The 15,713-nt window shown below is 67.2% G+C and carries 14 protein-coding genes; 12 read left to right on the plus strand and 2 right to left on the minus strand.

What is annotated here, in order from left to right:
* Positions 1 to 82: 82 nt before the first annotated feature.
* From pyrH to lpxB, 12 genes are all read left to right on the plus strand, one after another.
* A complete protein-coding gene (pyrH, locus tag Q8S38_RS14955) occupies positions 83 to 790 on the plus strand; it encodes a UMP kinase (protein WP_305681223.1) in 708 nt (235 codons plus the stop codon).
* Positions 791 to 951: 161 nt separating this feature from the next.
* On the plus strand, positions 952 to 1,515 hold the full coding sequence (gene frr, locus Q8S38_RS14960) for a ribosome recycling factor (RefSeq protein ID WP_192641591.1): 564 nt from the start codon (positions 952 to 954) through the stop codon (positions 1,513 to 1,515).
* A gap of 76 nt (positions 1,516 to 1,591) precedes the next feature.
* Positions 1,592 to 2,350, plus strand: a complete 759-nt coding sequence (locus tag Q8S38_RS14965) for an isoprenyl transferase (RefSeq protein ID WP_305681224.1) — start codon at positions 1,592 to 1,594, stop codon at positions 2,348 to 2,350.
* Between the two features lie 56 nt (positions 2,351 to 2,406).
* Positions 2,407 to 3,171 carry a phosphatidate cytidylyltransferase gene (locus Q8S38_RS14970; protein ID WP_305681225.1) on the plus strand — a complete coding sequence of 255 codons (765 nt, stop codon included), beginning with the start codon at positions 2,407 to 2,409 and terminating at the stop codon, positions 3,169 to 3,171.
* A gap of 13 nt (positions 3,172 to 3,184) precedes the next feature.
* Entirely contained in the window at positions 3,185 to 4,363 is a 1,179-nt protein-coding gene (dxr, locus tag Q8S38_RS14975; protein ID WP_305681226.1) for a 1-deoxy-D-xylulose-5-phosphate reductoisomerase, read from the plus strand.
* Between the two features lie 51 nt (positions 4,364 to 4,414).
* On the plus strand, positions 4,415 to 5,566 hold the full coding sequence (rseP, locus tag Q8S38_RS14980; protein WP_305681331.1) for an RIP metalloprotease RseP: 1,152 nt from the start codon (positions 4,415 to 4,417) through the stop codon (positions 5,564 to 5,566).
* Between the two features lie 479 nt (positions 5,567 to 6,045).
* Positions 6,046 to 8,484, plus strand: coding sequence for an outer membrane protein assembly factor BamA (bamA, locus tag Q8S38_RS14985; protein WP_305681227.1), 2,439 nt, complete (start codon positions 6,046 to 6,048; stop codon positions 8,482 to 8,484).
* 41 nt (positions 8,485 to 8,525) lie between these two features.
* On the plus strand, positions 8,526 to 9,581 hold the full coding sequence (lpxD, locus tag Q8S38_RS14990; protein ID WP_305681228.1) for a UDP-3-O-(3-hydroxymyristoyl)glucosamine N-acyltransferase: 1,056 nt from the start codon (positions 8,526 to 8,528) through the stop codon (positions 9,579 to 9,581).
* 140 nt (positions 9,582 to 9,721) lie between these two features.
* Positions 9,722 to 10,180 (plus strand): 3-hydroxyacyl-ACP dehydratase FabZ, encoded by a 459-nt coding sequence (gene fabZ / locus Q8S38_RS14995; protein ID WP_305681229.1) that lies wholly within the window; start codon positions 9,722 to 9,724, stop codon positions 10,178 to 10,180.
* A gap of 51 nt (positions 10,181 to 10,231) precedes the next feature.
* A complete protein-coding gene (lpxA, locus tag Q8S38_RS15000) occupies positions 10,232 to 11,041 on the plus strand; it encodes an acyl-ACP--UDP-N-acetylglucosamine O-acyltransferase (protein ID WP_305681230.1) in 810 nt (269 codons plus the stop codon).
* Positions 11,038 to 11,901 carry an LpxI family protein gene (locus Q8S38_RS15005; RefSeq protein ID WP_305681231.1) on the plus strand — a complete coding sequence of 288 codons (864 nt, stop codon included), beginning with the start codon at positions 11,038 to 11,040 and terminating at the stop codon, positions 11,899 to 11,901. Before lpxA ends, Q8S38_RS15005 begins: the two co-directional genes overlap by 4 nt.
* Positions 11,898 to 13,070 carry a lipid-A-disaccharide synthase gene (lpxB, locus tag Q8S38_RS15010; RefSeq protein WP_305681232.1) on the plus strand — a complete coding sequence of 391 codons (1,173 nt, stop codon included), beginning with the start codon at positions 11,898 to 11,900 and terminating at the stop codon, positions 13,068 to 13,070. The genes Q8S38_RS15005 and lpxB overlap by 4 nt, the downstream gene beginning before the upstream one ends.
* 27 nt (positions 13,071 to 13,097) lie before the next feature.
* Here lpxB and Q8S38_RS15015 read toward each other — a convergent pair whose 3' ends face one another.
* Both Q8S38_RS15015 and gltA read right to left on the minus strand, forming a co-directional pair.
* Positions 13,098 to 14,033 carry a Bug family tripartite tricarboxylate transporter substrate binding protein gene (locus Q8S38_RS15015; RefSeq protein ID WP_305681332.1) on the minus strand — a complete coding sequence of 312 codons (936 nt, stop codon included), beginning with the start codon at positions 14,031 to 14,033 and terminating at the stop codon, positions 13,098 to 13,100.
* 197 nt (positions 14,034 to 14,230) lie between these two features.
* Entirely contained in the window at positions 14,231 to 15,520 is a 1,290-nt protein-coding gene (gltA, locus tag Q8S38_RS15020) for a citrate synthase (RefSeq protein WP_305681233.1), read from the minus strand.
* Between the last annotated feature and the right edge of the window lie 193 nt (positions 15,521 to 15,713).

Here is a 15,713-nt window from a genome sequence, read left to right on the forward strand (position 1 = left end):
GCGCGGCCTTTTTTGTAAGAAGACGTGCATCAGGCGCCGAATCGGCGCCGCACGAACCGGCGTCGAGAGCAGGAGACAAGCGATGAGACCCAGTCGCGTTCTGGTGAAGCTCTCCGGCGAAGCCCTTGCCGGACAAGCCGGTTCTGGCCTTGACGGCGCCACCCTGACGGCGCTTGCCGCCGATATCGCCCATGCCTCGCGCGAGGGCGTCGAGATCGCCATCGTCGTTGGCGGCGGCAATTTCTTCCGGGGCGTCCAGGGGCTGACCAAGGGCCTCGACCGGACCAGCGCGGATTCGATCGGCATGCTCGGCACGGTGATGAACGCGCTCGCGCTCGAGCACGCGATCGAGAGCGCAGGCGCCCCCGCACGCGCCATGTCGGCGGTGCCGATGCCTTCGCTCTGCGAGAGCTATGCCCGCAAGCGCGCCCTCGACCATCTCACCAATGGCAAGGTCGTCGTGCTCGGCGGCGGCACCGGCAACCCGTATTTCACCACCGATACGGGGGCGGCGCTGCGCGCCGCCGAACTCGGTTGCAGCCATCTGCTCAAGGCGACGCAGGTCGACGGCGTCTATTCCGCCGACCCCAAGACCGATGCCAGCGCCACGCGCTACGACACGCTGACCCATGCCGAGGCCATCACCCGTGACCTGAAGGTGATGGATACCGCCGCCTTCGCCTTGGCGCGCGATGCTGGCCTGACGATCGTCGTGTTCTCGATCGCGGAGTCCGGCATGCTCGCCGCCGTCTTGCGCGGCGAGGGCAGGGCGACCTATGTGACGCCGTAACCACCGCGCGCCACGATGTTCTTGACCCTGGCCGGCCCCCCCGCCATGGTCGCGCGGAGTTTTCGAGAAACACTCGCTCACGCAATACGATCTCGCATCGCCCTGGCGGAAAGCCTGTCTTTCGTTTCGCGACGATGCATCAATTCAAGGTCTAGACGACGATGGCTCAGACGACTTTCGATCTCGCCGACGTGAAGCGCCGCATGCAGGGCGCGCTGCAGTCCTTCAAGGGCGATCTGGCTTCGCTGCGCTCGGGCCGCGCCTCGGCCAACATGCTCGATCCGATCCAGGTCGAGGCTTATGGCGCGCGCCAGCCCCTGTCCCAGCTCGCGACGGTGAGCGTGCCCGAGGCCCGTCTGCTGAGCGTGCAGGTCTGGGACCGCAGCATGGTCGGCCCCGTCGAGAAGGCGATTCGCGAATCCGATCTCGGCCTGAACCCTCAGACGGAAGGCCAGGTCCTGCGCATCCGCATCCCCGAGCTGAACGAGCAGCGCCGCAAGGAGATGGTCAAGGTCGCGCATAAATATGCCGAGGAATCCAAGATCGCCGTGCGCCATGTCCGCCGCGACGCCATCGACATCATCAAGAAGGTCGAGAAGGAGGGCGCGTTCACCAAGGACGACGTGACGCGCCAGTCCGACCAGGTGCAGAAGGCGACTGATCAGCACATCGCCGAGATCGACCAGGCGCTGGCCACCAAGGAGAAGGAAATCCTGAGCGTCTGAGGCTGTCGGCGCGACACTGCGTCAGGTCACCCGGCGCCAAGTCACCCGGCGCAAGGCCGAACGAGGCATATTGAGAATGTCACAAGGCCAGCGCCCCGGACGATCCGCTCCGCCCGCCCATGTCGCGATCATCATGGACGGCAACGGCCGCTGGGCGCAGATGCGCGGCCTGCCGCGTCAGGAGGGGCATCGGCGCGGGCTGGAGGCATTGCGCGGCGCCGTGCGCCATGCTGGCGATCTCGGCATCAGAATTCTGACGCTCTACAGTTTCTCGACCGAGAACTGGCGCCGCCCTGCGGCCGAAGTATCCTTTTTGCTGAGCCTTCTCAGGCGTTTCGTCGAGAAGGATCTCAGCGAACTTCATGCGGCGGGCGTGCGCGTGCGGATCATCGGCAGTCGAGACGACCTCGCCGCCGATCTGCGTCGGCTGGTCGAACATGCCGAGACCGTGACGCGCGACAACACCAGGATGACCTTGGTCGTCGCTTTCAATTACGGCGCGCGCGACGAGATCGTGCGGGCGGCTCGCCGCATAGCCATGGACGTTGCCGCCGGCCTGATCGAGGCCGCCGCGGTCGACGAGGCGATGCTGGCCTCGCATCTCGACACGGCCGATCTGCCCGATCCCGAACTGGTGATCCGGACCTCCGGCGAGACGCGCATTTCCAATTTCCTGCTCTGGCAGGCGGCTTATGCCGAATTCGTCTTCAGTCCTGTGCTCTGGCCGGATTTCGACCGGGCCGCGCTGGAAGACGCTATCGCTGAATATGGACGTCGGGAGCGCCGCTTCGGGGGGCTGTCCGAGACGGCTGATCGCTCAGTGGGCGCCGCGTGACCGGGCCAGTCCCCGTTTTGCCCCGGCCCGGGCAGGGTGAGCTGCGGCTGCGGGTCGTGTCTGCGCTGGTCCTGGCGGCGACCGTTCTGCTCGCCACCGTCTGGGGCGGGTGGCCGTTTCGGGTCGTCTGGGTGCTGGTGGCCGGGCTGGTGGCTTATGAGTGGCTGTCGATGGCCAGCCGCGATCATGCCGTTGCCGCCGCGCTCGGCGTCGTCCTGACCGGCTTGCTGCTCGGGTTTTCGCCCGCGAGCCAGCCCGCGCTGGCGGGCGTCGCCGCGGTCGCGGCGCTGGTCGGCGCGGTGATGACACCGCGCGTCCAGGGACGGCTTGCGCTCGAACTCTGCGGCATCGCCTATGCGCTGGCCTTTGCCGTCATTGCCCCGGCCCTGAGGTCCTTGCCCGATATCGGGCTGGCCCTGGTGTTCTGGAGTTTTGCCGTCGTCTGGTTCACCGACATCGCGGCCTATTTTACCGGCCGCAGGCTCGGCGGTCCCAAGCTGATGCCGAGCGTCAGCCCCGGCAAGACCTGGTCCGGCGCGCTGGGCGGGACGCTGGCCGGCACGCTGTGCGGTTACGCCGTCTGGGCGCTGACGCCGGCGGCCGAACAGATCGTCGCGCCGGCGATCGTCATTGCGGGCTCGCTGGCGGCCTCCGTCTTCAGCCAGATGGGCGATCTGTTCGAATCCGCCCTGAAGCGGCGCTTCGGAGCCAAGGATTCGAGCCGGCTGATCCCTGGCCATGGCGGCTTCCTCGATCGCCTCGACGGCTATTGGGCGGTGCTGGTCTTTGCCGGGCTGGCCCTGTTCGTCGCTCACCTCTAACGCGGGCCTGCGCATGCTTCGGACCGTCACGCTGTTGGGAGCGACCGGCTCGATCGGCCGGTCGACCCGCGACGTCGTCGCCGAGAATCCGCAGCGTCTGCGCATCGGCGCCGTGGTCGCGGGGCGCGATGCCGAGGCTTTGGCGCGGATCGCCGTCGAAACCGGCGCGAGCTTCGCCGCACTGGCCGATGCGCAGGCCGGGCCGGCGCTGGTGGAGGCTCTGGCGGGGTCGGGCATCGCCTGCGGGGCCGGGCGTTCGGCTGTGCTGGAGGCGGTCGCGCGGGAGGCCGACATCGTCGTCAGCGCGATCTCGGGGGCTGCCGGGCTGGAAGCGACCTTCGCCGCGCTCATGCCGGGACGGGTTATCGCGCTTGCCAACAAGGAAAGTCTCGTCTGCGCCGGCGCAGCCGTGATGGCGCGCGCGAAAGCCGTCGGCGCGCGCATCCTGCCGCTCGATTCCGAACACAACGCGCTGTTCCAGGTGCTGGGCGCCGAGCCGATCTCGGCCATCCGCAGCATGACGCTGACCGCATCGGGCGGCCCGTTCCGGACCTGGAGCGCCGCGCAGATCGGGGCCGCCCGCCCCGAGCAGGCGCTGAACCACCCCAATTACGCGATGGGCGCCAAGATCACGATCGACTCGGCCAGCATGATGAACAAGGGGCTGGAGCTCATCGAGGCCTGCTTCCTGTTCGATCTCCAGCCCGCGCAGCTCGAGGTGCTCGTGCATCCCCAGCAGCTCGTCCACGGCCTCGTGACCTTTCGCGACGGCTCGGTCAGCGCCGGCATGGCGCTGCCGGACATGCGCGTCGCGGCGGCCCATTGTCTGGGGATCGATGGCCGGCTCGATGCGCCCGCCGCGCGCTTTCTCGATCTGGCCATGACCGCGCCATTGACGTTCGAGCGCCCCGATCTCGCCCGCTTCCCGGCGCTGGGGCTGGCCATCGCGGCGCTGGCCGCAGGCGGCGCGATGCCCGCCATTCTCAATGCCGCCAACGAGATCGCCGTGGCGGCCTATCTCGAAGGCAGGATCGCCTTCCCCGGCATCGCGGCGCTGGTCGAGACCGTCTGCGCGGCGGCCGGTCCGGGCCAGGCCGCGCCTGCAGATGTCGCGGCTGCGCTCGCAATTGACGATGAGGCGAGAAACCGCGCCCGCGCGCTCTTGTCGAAGCCGCCCTTCGCTGTCACCTAAGGGCGGCAATAGCGGGTCCGGTGCGGCACGCCGGCGGACCGGGAGATGATGATGGATTTCGTGGCGACGCTCTGGAACTCGGGCTCGTTCCTGCTGGGGTATCTCGTCCCCTTCCTCTTCGTGCTGACGATCGTCGTGTTCGTCCATGAACTCGGGCATTTCCTGGTGGCGCGCTGGTGCGGCGTCGATGTGAAGGTGTTTTCGATCGGCTTCGGCCGCGAGCTGTTCGGCTTCGACGACAAGCACGGCACGCGCTGGCGCTTCGCGCTGATTCCGCTCGGAGGCTATGTCAAGTTTTCGGGCGATACCGATGCGGCCTCGGCCGGTCCGGGTTCTCCCGAGATGGACTCGATGACGCCCCAGCAACGCGAGCGCACGTTCCCGGCGCAATCGCTGGGCGAGCGCTCGGCCATCGTCGCCGCCGGCCCGATCGCGAATTTTCTCCTGGCCATCCTGATCTTCGGCGCGACGGCCTATGTCTTCGGCAAGCCCGTGCTGGCGCCGCGTGTCGATCAGGTCGTCGCCGGCAGTGCGGCCGAGCGTGGCGGCCTCAAGCCGGGCGACCTCGTGGTCTCGATCGACGGACGCCCGATCGGCAGCTTCGCCGACATGCAGCGCGTCATTTCGACCCGACCCAACGAGATCCTGTCGGTTGTCGTCGAGCGGGCGGGGGCTCTCGTGACGCTCCCGGTCACCCCGGCGCTCGTCGAACAGGCCTCGCCGGTGGGCAAGCAGCGGATCGGCGTTCTCGGCGTGCAGGCCTCGCGCCAGGCCAGCGATTGGACGACGCGCCAGTTCGGTCTGGCCGAATCGGCCAAGCTCGGCGTGACGGAGACGTGGTTCGTCGTCGAGCGGACCTATGACTATCTCGCCAAGCTGGTGACCGGCCGGGAATCGGTCGATCAGCTCTCCGGGCCGATTCGGATCGCGCAGGTCTCGGGCCTCGTCGCGCATAATTCGGGGCTGCTTGGCCTGATCAATCTAGCGGCGATCCTCTCGGTCTCGATCGGCTTGATGAATCTGTTCCCGGTGCCGATGCTGGATGGCGGCCATCTCATGTTCTACGCGATCGAGGCGCTGCGCGGCCGGCCGCTGAGCGACCGCGCGCAGGAAATCGGTTTTCGGCTCGGCCTGGGTCTCGTGCTGATGCTGATGCTCTTCGTCACCTTCAACGACGTGCTCCACGTCCGCTCGCTGCTGTAGCGGCGGCGCCCCGGCCCGGGTCGGACCGGCGATCGCCGCATGGTCGTCGCGGTCGGATGTCGGGTGCCCTCGCCATGGGCAGGCTGCGGCCAGGGCCGGCTCGCTGCGTTAACGAATTACGGTGGTTTTGAGCGTTCGGTGCGGCACACCGGTGCCGGCGGTGGCGGGCCGGCCCGGAACGAGACGTCTGTTTCGACGCGTTTCGGCGCCGCTTTGCGGCAAAATCGCGGCGCGCGGCGTGGCCTCCCGGCCACGAGGGCTTTAAAAATATTTTGTTAACGACAATGCCCGTTTGCACCCTGCGGGAAACTTTGTAGAAGCGATTGGACTGCAATGTCCCCCTGCGGCCTCCTCTCGGTGGCCGCCCCCATCTTTGGGGTGGTGACCTGAGAAATGGAATAGGCGACCCGATGACGTCGACCCAACAGAGCCGGTCCTTCAGAATGCGGCTCTCTCGATCAGTCGGACTTTCGGCCTTCATGCTCGCCGTCAGCGGCGGCGTGGTGTTTGCACAGGCCGTGATTGTCCAGGGCAACAGGCGTGTCGATGCGGAAACGATCCGCTCCTACGCCAGCGGGCAGGGTGGCCCGCAGGAGATTCGTCAGAGCCTCCTCGCCACCGGTCTGTTCACCAATGTCCAGGTCAGCCGTCGCGGCGCCCAGACGGTGATTTCCGTCCAGGAGAACGACACGGTCAACCGCGTCGCTTTCGAGGGCAATCGCCGTCTGAAGAGCGAGGTTCTCGTTCAGCAGGTTCAGTCCAAGGCCGGCGGGCCGATGAGCCAGGCCCTGATCGACTCCGACGTGGCGCGCCTGAAGGAAGTCTATCGCCGCGCCGGCTACGGCCTGTCCTCGGTCAGCGGTCGCATCGCGCCTCTGCCGAACGGCCGCTCGGACGTCGTCTTCACGATCAACGAGAGCGGCAAGACCGGCATCAAGTCGATCAATTTCGAAGGCAATCAGGTCTATTCGGATGGCCGCCTGCGCGGCCTGATGAGTTCGACCGAGTCGAACTTCCTCAGCTGGATCAAGACCTCCGACGTTTATGATCCCGACCGGATCACGTCCGATCTCGAGCTGGTCCGCCGCTTCTACCTGAAGAACGGCTATGCCGACTTCCAGATCGTCAACAACACCGCCCGCTTCGATGACGCCGCCGGCGGCTGGGTCATCGATGTCTCCGTCGTCGAGGGGCCGCAATACAAGGTCGGCAATGTCGGCGTCGATTCGAGCCTGCGCGACCTCGATTCCGCTACGCTCCGGGGCTATGTCGTCACCTCCGCCGGCGACACCTACAACGCCGAAGCCGTCGAGAAATCGCTGGTCAACCTGACCACCGAGGTGTCTCGCCGTGGTCATCCCTTCGCTCAGGTTCGTCCCCGCGGCGACCGCGATGCGAGCGGACAGCTGATCGGCATCACCTATGTCGTCGACGAGGGCCCGCGGGTCTATGTCGAGCGCATCAATGTGCGCGGCAACACCCGCACCCGTGATTACGTCGTTCGCCGCGAACTCGATCTCGGCGAGGGCGACGCCTACAACAAGGTGATGGTCGATCGCGCCGAGCGCCGGTTGAACAATCTCGGCTTCTTCAACAAGATCCGCATCACCAACGAGCCGGGCTCCGCGCCCGATCGCGTCATCGTCAACATCGACGTCGAGGACAAGGCCACCGGTTCGTTCTCGATCTCGGGCGGTTACTCGACCTCGGATGGCGTCATCGGCGAAGTCGCGCTGGCGGAGTCGAACTTCCTGGGCCGCGGCCAGTTCGTCCGCATCGCCGGCACGCTCGGCCAGCGCACGCAGGGCGTCGACTTCTCCTTCACCGAGCCCTATTTCCTCGGCCGCCGCATCGCGGCCGGTTTCGACCTGTTCTCGAAGTTCAGCGACAACTACAACACCGGCCGCTTCGAGAGCCGCGTCACCGGCGGCACCGTGCGGATGACCTTCCCGATCACGGAAGAGTTCTCGATCACGCCGCGCTACTCGATCTACAGCACGGAAATCGAGATTCCGAACACCACCGATCGCCCGTACAACGATTGTACGTTTCCGCTGACCGGCGTGACGCCGGGCACCGTCGGTGCGCTGGGCGCGAGCTCGACCATCAACTGCCTGACCAACGGCGAGGCGACGATCGCGGTCAAGGAAGCGGCTGGAACGACGCTGACCTCGCTGGTCGGTCTCGGCTTCAACTACAACTCGCTCGACAGCAACCAGAACCCGCGTAACGGCTTCATCGGCGAGATCAAGCCGGAATTCGCCGGCGTCGGCGGCGACTCGAAGTTCCTGCGCGTGTCGGCGGATGCGCGCTACTACAAGGAAATCTTCGACGACGTCGTTGGCTTCGCGCGTGTTCAGGGTGGCCACGTCCAGGCCACCAGCGGCGATCTGCGCATGATCGATCACTATTTCCTCGGACCGACCCTGGTGCGCGGTTTTGCGCCCTCGGGTATCGGCCCGCGCGACGTGCTGAACGATCCGACCGCGAACGCGCTCGGCGGCACCACCTATTTTGGCGGTTCGCTCGAGGTGCAGTTCCCGATCTGGGGCCTGCCGCGCGATCTCGGCCTGCGCGGCGCGATCTTTGCCGACGCCGGCACGCTGTTCAACTACGACGGCGGCAAGGCTGTCGTCAGCGCGTGCCCGGCGGGCTCTTCGGGTCGCCAGTTCAACGTCGTCACCACCTCGGCCTTCCAGAACAACGTGGCCTGCGTTCGCGACAAGAACGTGATCCGCTCCTCGGTCGGCGTCAGCCTGCTCTGGCAGTCGCCGCTCGGCCCGATCCGCTTCGACTATGCCTACGCCTTGTCCAAGGATGACGGGCAGTGGGGTACCAACGCGGCGACGGGCGTTTCCGGCAAGTACGGCGGCGATCGCCTGCAGGCCTTCCGCTTCTCCGGCGGCACGCGCTTCTGACGAGACGGGGCGCTCATGGCGCCCCGTTCCGGATCTCATCAATGTCAGAACCTCAATTCTTTCCGGTCGCGACCTCGCTGGACTTCGGCGAGGTCGCTGTCATTTCGGGCGTAGCGTTGCCCGAAGGCGTCGATCCGGCGCGCCAGGTCACGGGCGCAGCCGCGCTCGAGCATGCCGGCCCCGCCGACATCGCCTATATGGACAACCCCAAATATACGGACGCGCTGGCTGCCACCGGTGCGGGCTTGTGCCTGGTTTCGCCGCGCTTCGCCGACCGCGTGCCCGCGGGCACGACGGCGCTGGTGTCGCCGGCCCCCTATCACGCCTTCGCCAGGGTGCTGGCGCGCTTCTTTCCCTCGGCGCTGAAACCGGGCTCCGTCTTCGCCTCGCAGGGTGTTGCTCCCGGCGCCTTCGTCCACGCCACGGCGGTTCTTGAAGCCGGCGTCACGGTCGATCCGGGGGCGGTCGTCGGGCCGGGCGCCGAGATCGGCGCGGGGACCGTCATTGCATCCCACGCCGTGATCGGACCGCAGGTCCGCATCGGCCGGAACTGTTCGATCGGTGCCGGCTGCACCCTGCAGGCGGCCCTGATCGGCAACCGCGTCATCATTCATCCCGGGGTTCGCATCGGGCAGGACGGTTTCGGCTTCGCGATGAGCCCGCGCGGCCACATGAAGGTGCCGCAGATCGGCCGGGTCATCATCCAGGACGATGTCGAAATCGGCGCCAACACCTGCATCGACCGGGGCGCCAGCCGCGACACGGTGATCGGCGAAGGCACCAAGATCGATAACCTCGTCCAGATCGGCCACAACGTCGTGGTCGGGCGCCATTGCGTCATCGTTTCGCAGGTCGGCATCGCCGGCTCGACGACGCTGGAGGATTTCGTCGTGCTGGGCGGACAGGTCGGCCTTGCCGGTCACCTGACCGTCGGCATGGGCGCGCAGGTGGCCGCGCAGAGCGGCGTCGCCGGCGATATCCCGCGCGGCGCGCGCTATGGCGGCTATCCGGCCCAGCCGGCCCTCAGCTGGGCGCGCGAGAGCGCGCTGCTGAAGTCCCTGGTCGCCAACCGGGGCAAGACGCGGCCCCAGGGCTGAGAGATGGCGCCGCAATTGGGTTTCCGGCCAGCCGTGATGGGCTGCGGCGGGTAATGCGCCGGTTGGCCTGCCGGGATCGCGCAGGTAGAACGACTGAATCACGCGGACGCGAGGGCGGGCCGCCCGGGAGAGACGAAACGATGACCGAGGCGACGAGGACGCTGGGTGTGGCCGACATCCAGAAGATCATGGCCTGCATTCCGCACCGCTATCCGTTCCTGCTCGTCGACCGCGTCGTCGAGATGAATGGGGACGAGTCGGGAATCGGCATCAAGAACGTCACGATCAACGAGCCGCAGTTCACCGGGCACTTCCCCGACCGGCCGGTCTTCCCGGGTGTCCTGATGATCGAGGCCATGGCGCAGACGGCCGGGGTTCTCGTCGTCAGCTCGCGTGGCGAGGCCGATCCGGCCGTCAGCAGCGTGCTGTTCACGACCATCGACAAGGCCAAGTTCCGCAAGCCCGTCGGTCCTGGCGACACCTTGCGCTTCCACCTGACCAAGGTGGCCCGCAAGCGCAACATCTGGTTCTACCGGGGCGAGGCGCGCGTCGACGGCACGCTCGTCGCCGAGGCCGACCTTTCCGCCATGGTCATCTGACGCGATGACGTTTCGCCAGAGCAGGACGGCCTTCGCCGCGCGTGTCCGGTCATGAGCCCCAGCATTCATCCGATGTCGGTCGTCGATCCGGCCGCGCAGATCGGCGACAATGTCACGATCGGTCCGTTCTGCACGGTCGGGCCCGATGTGGTCTTGGCCGATGGCGTCGAGCTGATCAGCCATGTCGCGATCGCGGGCCGGACCACGGTGGGCGCGCGCACCAAGATCTACCCCTTCGCCTCGATCGGCCATCCGCCGCAGGATGTGAAGTACCAGGGCGAGCCCTCGACCCTGACGATCGGCGTCGACTGCCTGATCCGCGAGGGCGTGACGATGAACCCCGGCACCGCGGGCGGCGGCATGAAGACCACGGTCGGTGACCGCTGCTTCTTCCTCGCCAACTCCCATGTCGCGCATGACACCTCGATCGGCGACAACGTCATCTTCTCCAACAACGTGATGTGCGCCGGTCATGTGAAGGTCGGCAATTTCGTCATCGTTGGTGGCGGCACCGGGCTGCACCAGTTCATCCGCGTCGGCGACCACGCCTTCATCGGCGGCGGTGCCGGCGTGATGCACGACGTCATCCCCTTCGGCATGGTGCGCGACAATCCCGCCCATCTCGCCGGCCTCAATCTGGTGGGCTTGCGGCGGCGCGGCTTCACGCGCGAGCAGATTCACGAACTGCGCCGCGCCTACCGCCTGCTGTTTGCCGATGAGGGCACCTTGTCTGAGCGCGTCGAGGATGTTGCCAGCGAGTTCGCAGCCCATCCGCTGATCCACGAGATCCTGGACTTCATCCGGGTCGGCGGCGAGCGCGCGATCTGCGTGCCCCATGACGTCAACGCGCCTGATCGGTGAGCGCTGAACCGGCAGGAGCGCCACCGGCGCGCGGCCCCCTTGCGATCATCGCCGGCGCGGGGGAGTTTCCGCCCCGGCTGGCAGCTGTCGCGGCCCGGCGCGGCCGGTCGGTGTTCGTGGCCGCACTGGAAGGCGCCGCCGACCCGGCGGCTTTCGGCCCCGCTGATGTACAGAGCTACCGGTTGGGGCAGTTGGGCCGATTGCTGGCGGAGTTCAGGCGGCGGGAGGTGACCGAACTGGTCCTGATCGGCAGCTTGCCGCGGCCGAGCTTCTCCGCCTTGCGTCCCGAGGCCTCGACGCTGAAATACCTGCCGCACTTCGCCCGCGCCTTTCGCGGAGGCGACGACCATTTGCTGCGGGGCGTGGTCTCCTTCTTCGAGGGGCAGGGCTTCACGGTCCATGGCCCTGCCGAGATCGCCCCCGAAATGACCGCCCCGATCGGGCCGCTCGGCCGCAAGACCGCCTCGCCGGACCAGCAGGCGCTCATCGCACGGGGTTTCGAGCTGCTCGCCGCGCTGTCGCCCTTCGATGTCGGGCAGGCCGCGATCCTCGCCGACCACCGCATCATCGCGATCGAGGCGGCCGAGGGCACGGATGGCATGATCCGCCGCGTCGGAGAGATGATCGCCTCGGGCCGTCTGCGCATCGCCAAGGGTGACGGCCTGCTGGTCAAGGCGCCCAAGGACGGCCAGGATCTGCGGGTCGATATGCCGGCGATCGGGCCTGAAACCCTGCGCAACCTCGCCGCCGCGGGCCTGTCGGGGATCGCGCTCCGAGCGGGTCGGGTCCTTGTCGGCGACGCTGCGGCGCTGGGCCAACTCGCCGATCAGGCGGGTCTGTTCGTCGAAGGCGTCGCATGAGCGCGCCGTTCCGCCTCGCGCTCATCACCGGCGAGGCCTCGGGCGATGCGCTGGCGCTGCGCTTCCTGGAGAGCCTGCGCAGCCGCCTGGGGGAGCGCGCCCTTGAGATCTCGGGCGTTGGCGGGCCGGATCTGGTGGTGGCGGGGCTGGCGCCCTTGTTTCCGCAGGCCGATATCGCCGTCATGGGCTTCGGCCCGGTGGTCGCGCGCTTGCCGCTGCTGCTGCGCCGCATGGAGGATGCGGCGCGCGGCGTCACGGCTTTCGAGCCCGATCTGCTGCTGACCATCGATGCGCCCGATTTCTGTCTGCGGGTGGCCCGGAAAGTCCGCGCCCGCAAGCCCGCGATTCCGATCGTCCATTGGGTCTGCCCGAGCGTCTGGGCCTGGCGCTCCGGCCGCGCCCGCCGCATGGTGCCCCATATCGACCGTATCCTGGCCCTGCTGCCCTTCGAGCCTGCGGCGCTCGAACGGCTGAAGGGGCCGCAGACGATCTATGTCGGCCACCCGCTGATCGAGCGGCTGGCCGAACTCAGACCCGACACGGCCGAGGCGAAGGTCCGGGCGGACGAGGATGCGCCGCTGGTGCTGATCCTTCCCGGCAGCCGCCGCTCGGAGATCCGCCATCTGATGCCGGTCTTCGGCGAGGCCGTCGCACGGATCGCGGCGGCAAGGCCTAGCGCGCGCTTCGTGCTGCCAGCGGTCGCGCATCTGCGGGAGGAGATCGCGCAGGCCGTGTCCGTCTGGTCGATCCGGCCCGAGATCGTCGTCGGCGAAGAGGGAAAGCTCGCCGCGTTCCGCACCGCGCGGGCGGCGCTGGCGGCGTCCGGGACCGTCACGCTCGAACTCGCTTTGGCGCAGGTGCCGACGGTGGCGGCCTATCGCGGCGCCGGCTGGGAAGCCGCCCTGGCGCGACGGCTGATCAAGCTGCCGAGCGTCATCCTGCCCAATCTCATCCTCGGGCGTAGCGTCGTGCCGGAGTTCCTCCAGGACGACGTGACGGCGCAGGCCCTCGGCAGCCAAGTTCTGGCGGTGCTGAGCGAGGGGGGCGACCGGGACGCACAGCTCGAAGGCTTCGCCGAGCTCGAGACGATCATGAAATCGGCCGGGGCGAGCCCGGCGGCCAACGCGGTCGAGGCCGCATTGGCCATGGTCGGGCGACGGCCGGCCTAGCCGGCCGCGTTGACCGGGATCACCGGCTCACTCCAGCGCGGCGCCGGAGGCTTTTGCAATCGGGAACCACTTCGCCACCTCGACCTTGACGTGCTCGCCCAGCGCCTCCGGCGTCGACCCGACGATGACGGCGCTGACGTCTTCGAGGCGCTTCTTGACGTTGTCGTCCTTCAAGGCGTCGTTGGCGGCCTTGTTCAGCCTGGCGACGATCTCGGCGGGCATCTTGGCCGGGCCAAACAGCGCGTTCCAGGTGTAGGTCTCGTAGCCGGCGAGCCCGCCTTCCGCGATCGTCGGCAGGTCCGGGAAGGAGGATACCCGCTCCTTGGTGGTCACGCCGATCGCGCGCAGCTGGCCGCCGCGGATGAACTGCGCGGAGGAGGGCAGGTTGTCGAACATGATCGGTACGGCGCCGGAGACGACATCGTTGAGCGCCGGGCCCGCACCGCGATAGGGCACATGGTTCATCTCGACGCCGCCCAGTGACTTGAACAGCTCGCCCGAGAGATGCAGCGGCGTGCCGACGCCCGACGAGGCGTAGGAGTACTTGCCCGGTGCCGCCTTCAGCACGGCGATGACCTCCTGCACCGTCTTGGCCGGGAAACTCGGATGCACGACCATGACATTGGGCACCACCGCCAGCAGCGAGATCGGCGTGAAATCCTTGATCGGGTCGAAGGTCACGGTCTTGAGGATCGCGGGGTTCAGCGCGTGGGTCGAGATCGTGCCCATCAGGATGGTGTAGCCATCGGGCGTCGCGCGGGCGACGGCCGTCGAGCCGACATTGCCGCCGGCGCCGGCGCGGTTTTCGATCACGACCGACTGGCCGAGCAGCTCCGTCATCTTCTGGCCGACGAGGCGGGCGACGATGTCGGTCGAGCCACCGGCGGCAAAGGGCACGACCAGCGTGACCGGCCGGGCCGGGAAGGCCGCCTGGGCCAGGGCCTGGCCGCCCGTCAGGGTCAGCGCCGAAGCACCGACGAGGAAATGGCGGCGATTGAAATCATGGGTCTGCGACAAGCGTTGAGCCTCCTGGGGTTCGACAAAGTGTAGCGTCAACGGTCGCACCGTCATTGCGCTCGGGTGCATCAATCATCCGAAACAACAAGGGCGCGACGGCAAGCCGTCGCGCCCTTGTCGCAAGCGAGATCCGAAAAGCCGTATCAGCGGCGGCCGATCGGCGCGTATTCGCGCGGCGGCGAGCCGGTATAGAGCTGGCGCGGCCGGCCGATGCGCTGGGACGGATCCTCGATCATTTCCTTCCACTGCGCGATCCAGCCGACGGTGCGCGCCAGCGCAAACAGCGCCGTGAACATCGAGGTCGGGAAGCCCATCGCCTTCAGGGTGATGCCCGAATAGAAGTCGATGTTCGGATAGAGCTTCTTCTCGATGAAGTAGCTGTCCGACAGCGCGATCCGCTCGAGCTCGATGGCCACGTCGAGCAGCGGGTCGTCCTTGATGCCGAGCTCGTTGAGCACCTCATGCGTGGTCTTCTGCATGATCTTGGCGCGCGGATCGTAGTTCTTGTAGACGCGGTGGCCAAAGCCCATCAGGCGGAAGGGATCGTTCTTGTCCTTCGCCTTCGCGATGAATTTCGGGATGTTCTCGACCGAGCCGATCTCCTCGAGCATCTTCAGCGCTGCCTCGTTGGCGCCGCCATGGGCGGGGCCCCAGAGGCAGGCCGTGCCGGCCGCGATGCAGGCGAAGGGGTTGGCGCCCGACGAGCCGGCGAGACGAACGGTCGAGGTCGAGGCGTTCTGCTCGTGGTCGGCGTGCAGGATGAAGATCCGGTCAAGCGCGCGCGACAGCACCGGGTTGACCTTGTACTCCTCCGCCGGCACGGCAAAGCACATGCGCAGGAAGTTCGAGGAGTAGTCGAGCGAGTTCAGCGGATACACGAAGGGCTGGCCGACCGTGTACTTGTAGGCCATCGCCGCCAGCGTCGGCATCTTCGCGATCATGCGCATCGAGGCGACCATGCGCTGATGCGGGTCCGAGATGTCGGTCGAGTCGTGATAGAAGGCCGACATCGCGCCGATCGAGCCGACCATGACCGCCATCGGATGCGCGTCGCGGCGGAAGCCCTGGAAGAAGCGGGCCATCTGCTCGTGCACCATGGTGTGGCGCGTCACGCGATAGTCGAAATCGGCCTTCTGGGCGGCCGTCGGAAGTTCGCCTTCGAGCAGCAGAAAACACGTCTCGAGGAAGTCGCCATGCTCGGCGAGCTGCTCGATCGGGTAGCCGCGATAGAGCAGCACGCCCTCGTCGCCATCGATATAGGTGATCTGCGACTCGCAGCTCGCCGTCGAGGTGAAGCCGGGATCATAGGTGAACATGCCGGTCTGGGCATAGAGCTTGCCGATGTCGATGACGGACGGGCCGATCGAGCCCGTTTTGATCGCCATATCGACGGTCTTGCCGTCGACCTGAAGCTGGCTGGTGGTTGCGCTCATCGATACCGATCCTTTCAGGCTCGCTGCTGGTCAGTCGTCGTCACGCTCGGTCCGTCCACGGTTGTCCGTGAGGCTTACCCGTCGTCAGAGCGAACCCACATGACAAAGACGTGTCGGTTCCAGAGCGGCCAGGGTGGAAGAGCGGGTCATCCGACTGATTTTCAAGCAATATTCGTGCCCGACCCGGCAGACG

The organism is Allobosea sp. (assembly GCF_030695125.1).
Classification (GTDB): Bacteria; Pseudomonadota; Alphaproteobacteria; order Rhizobiales; family Beijerinckiaceae; genus Allobosea.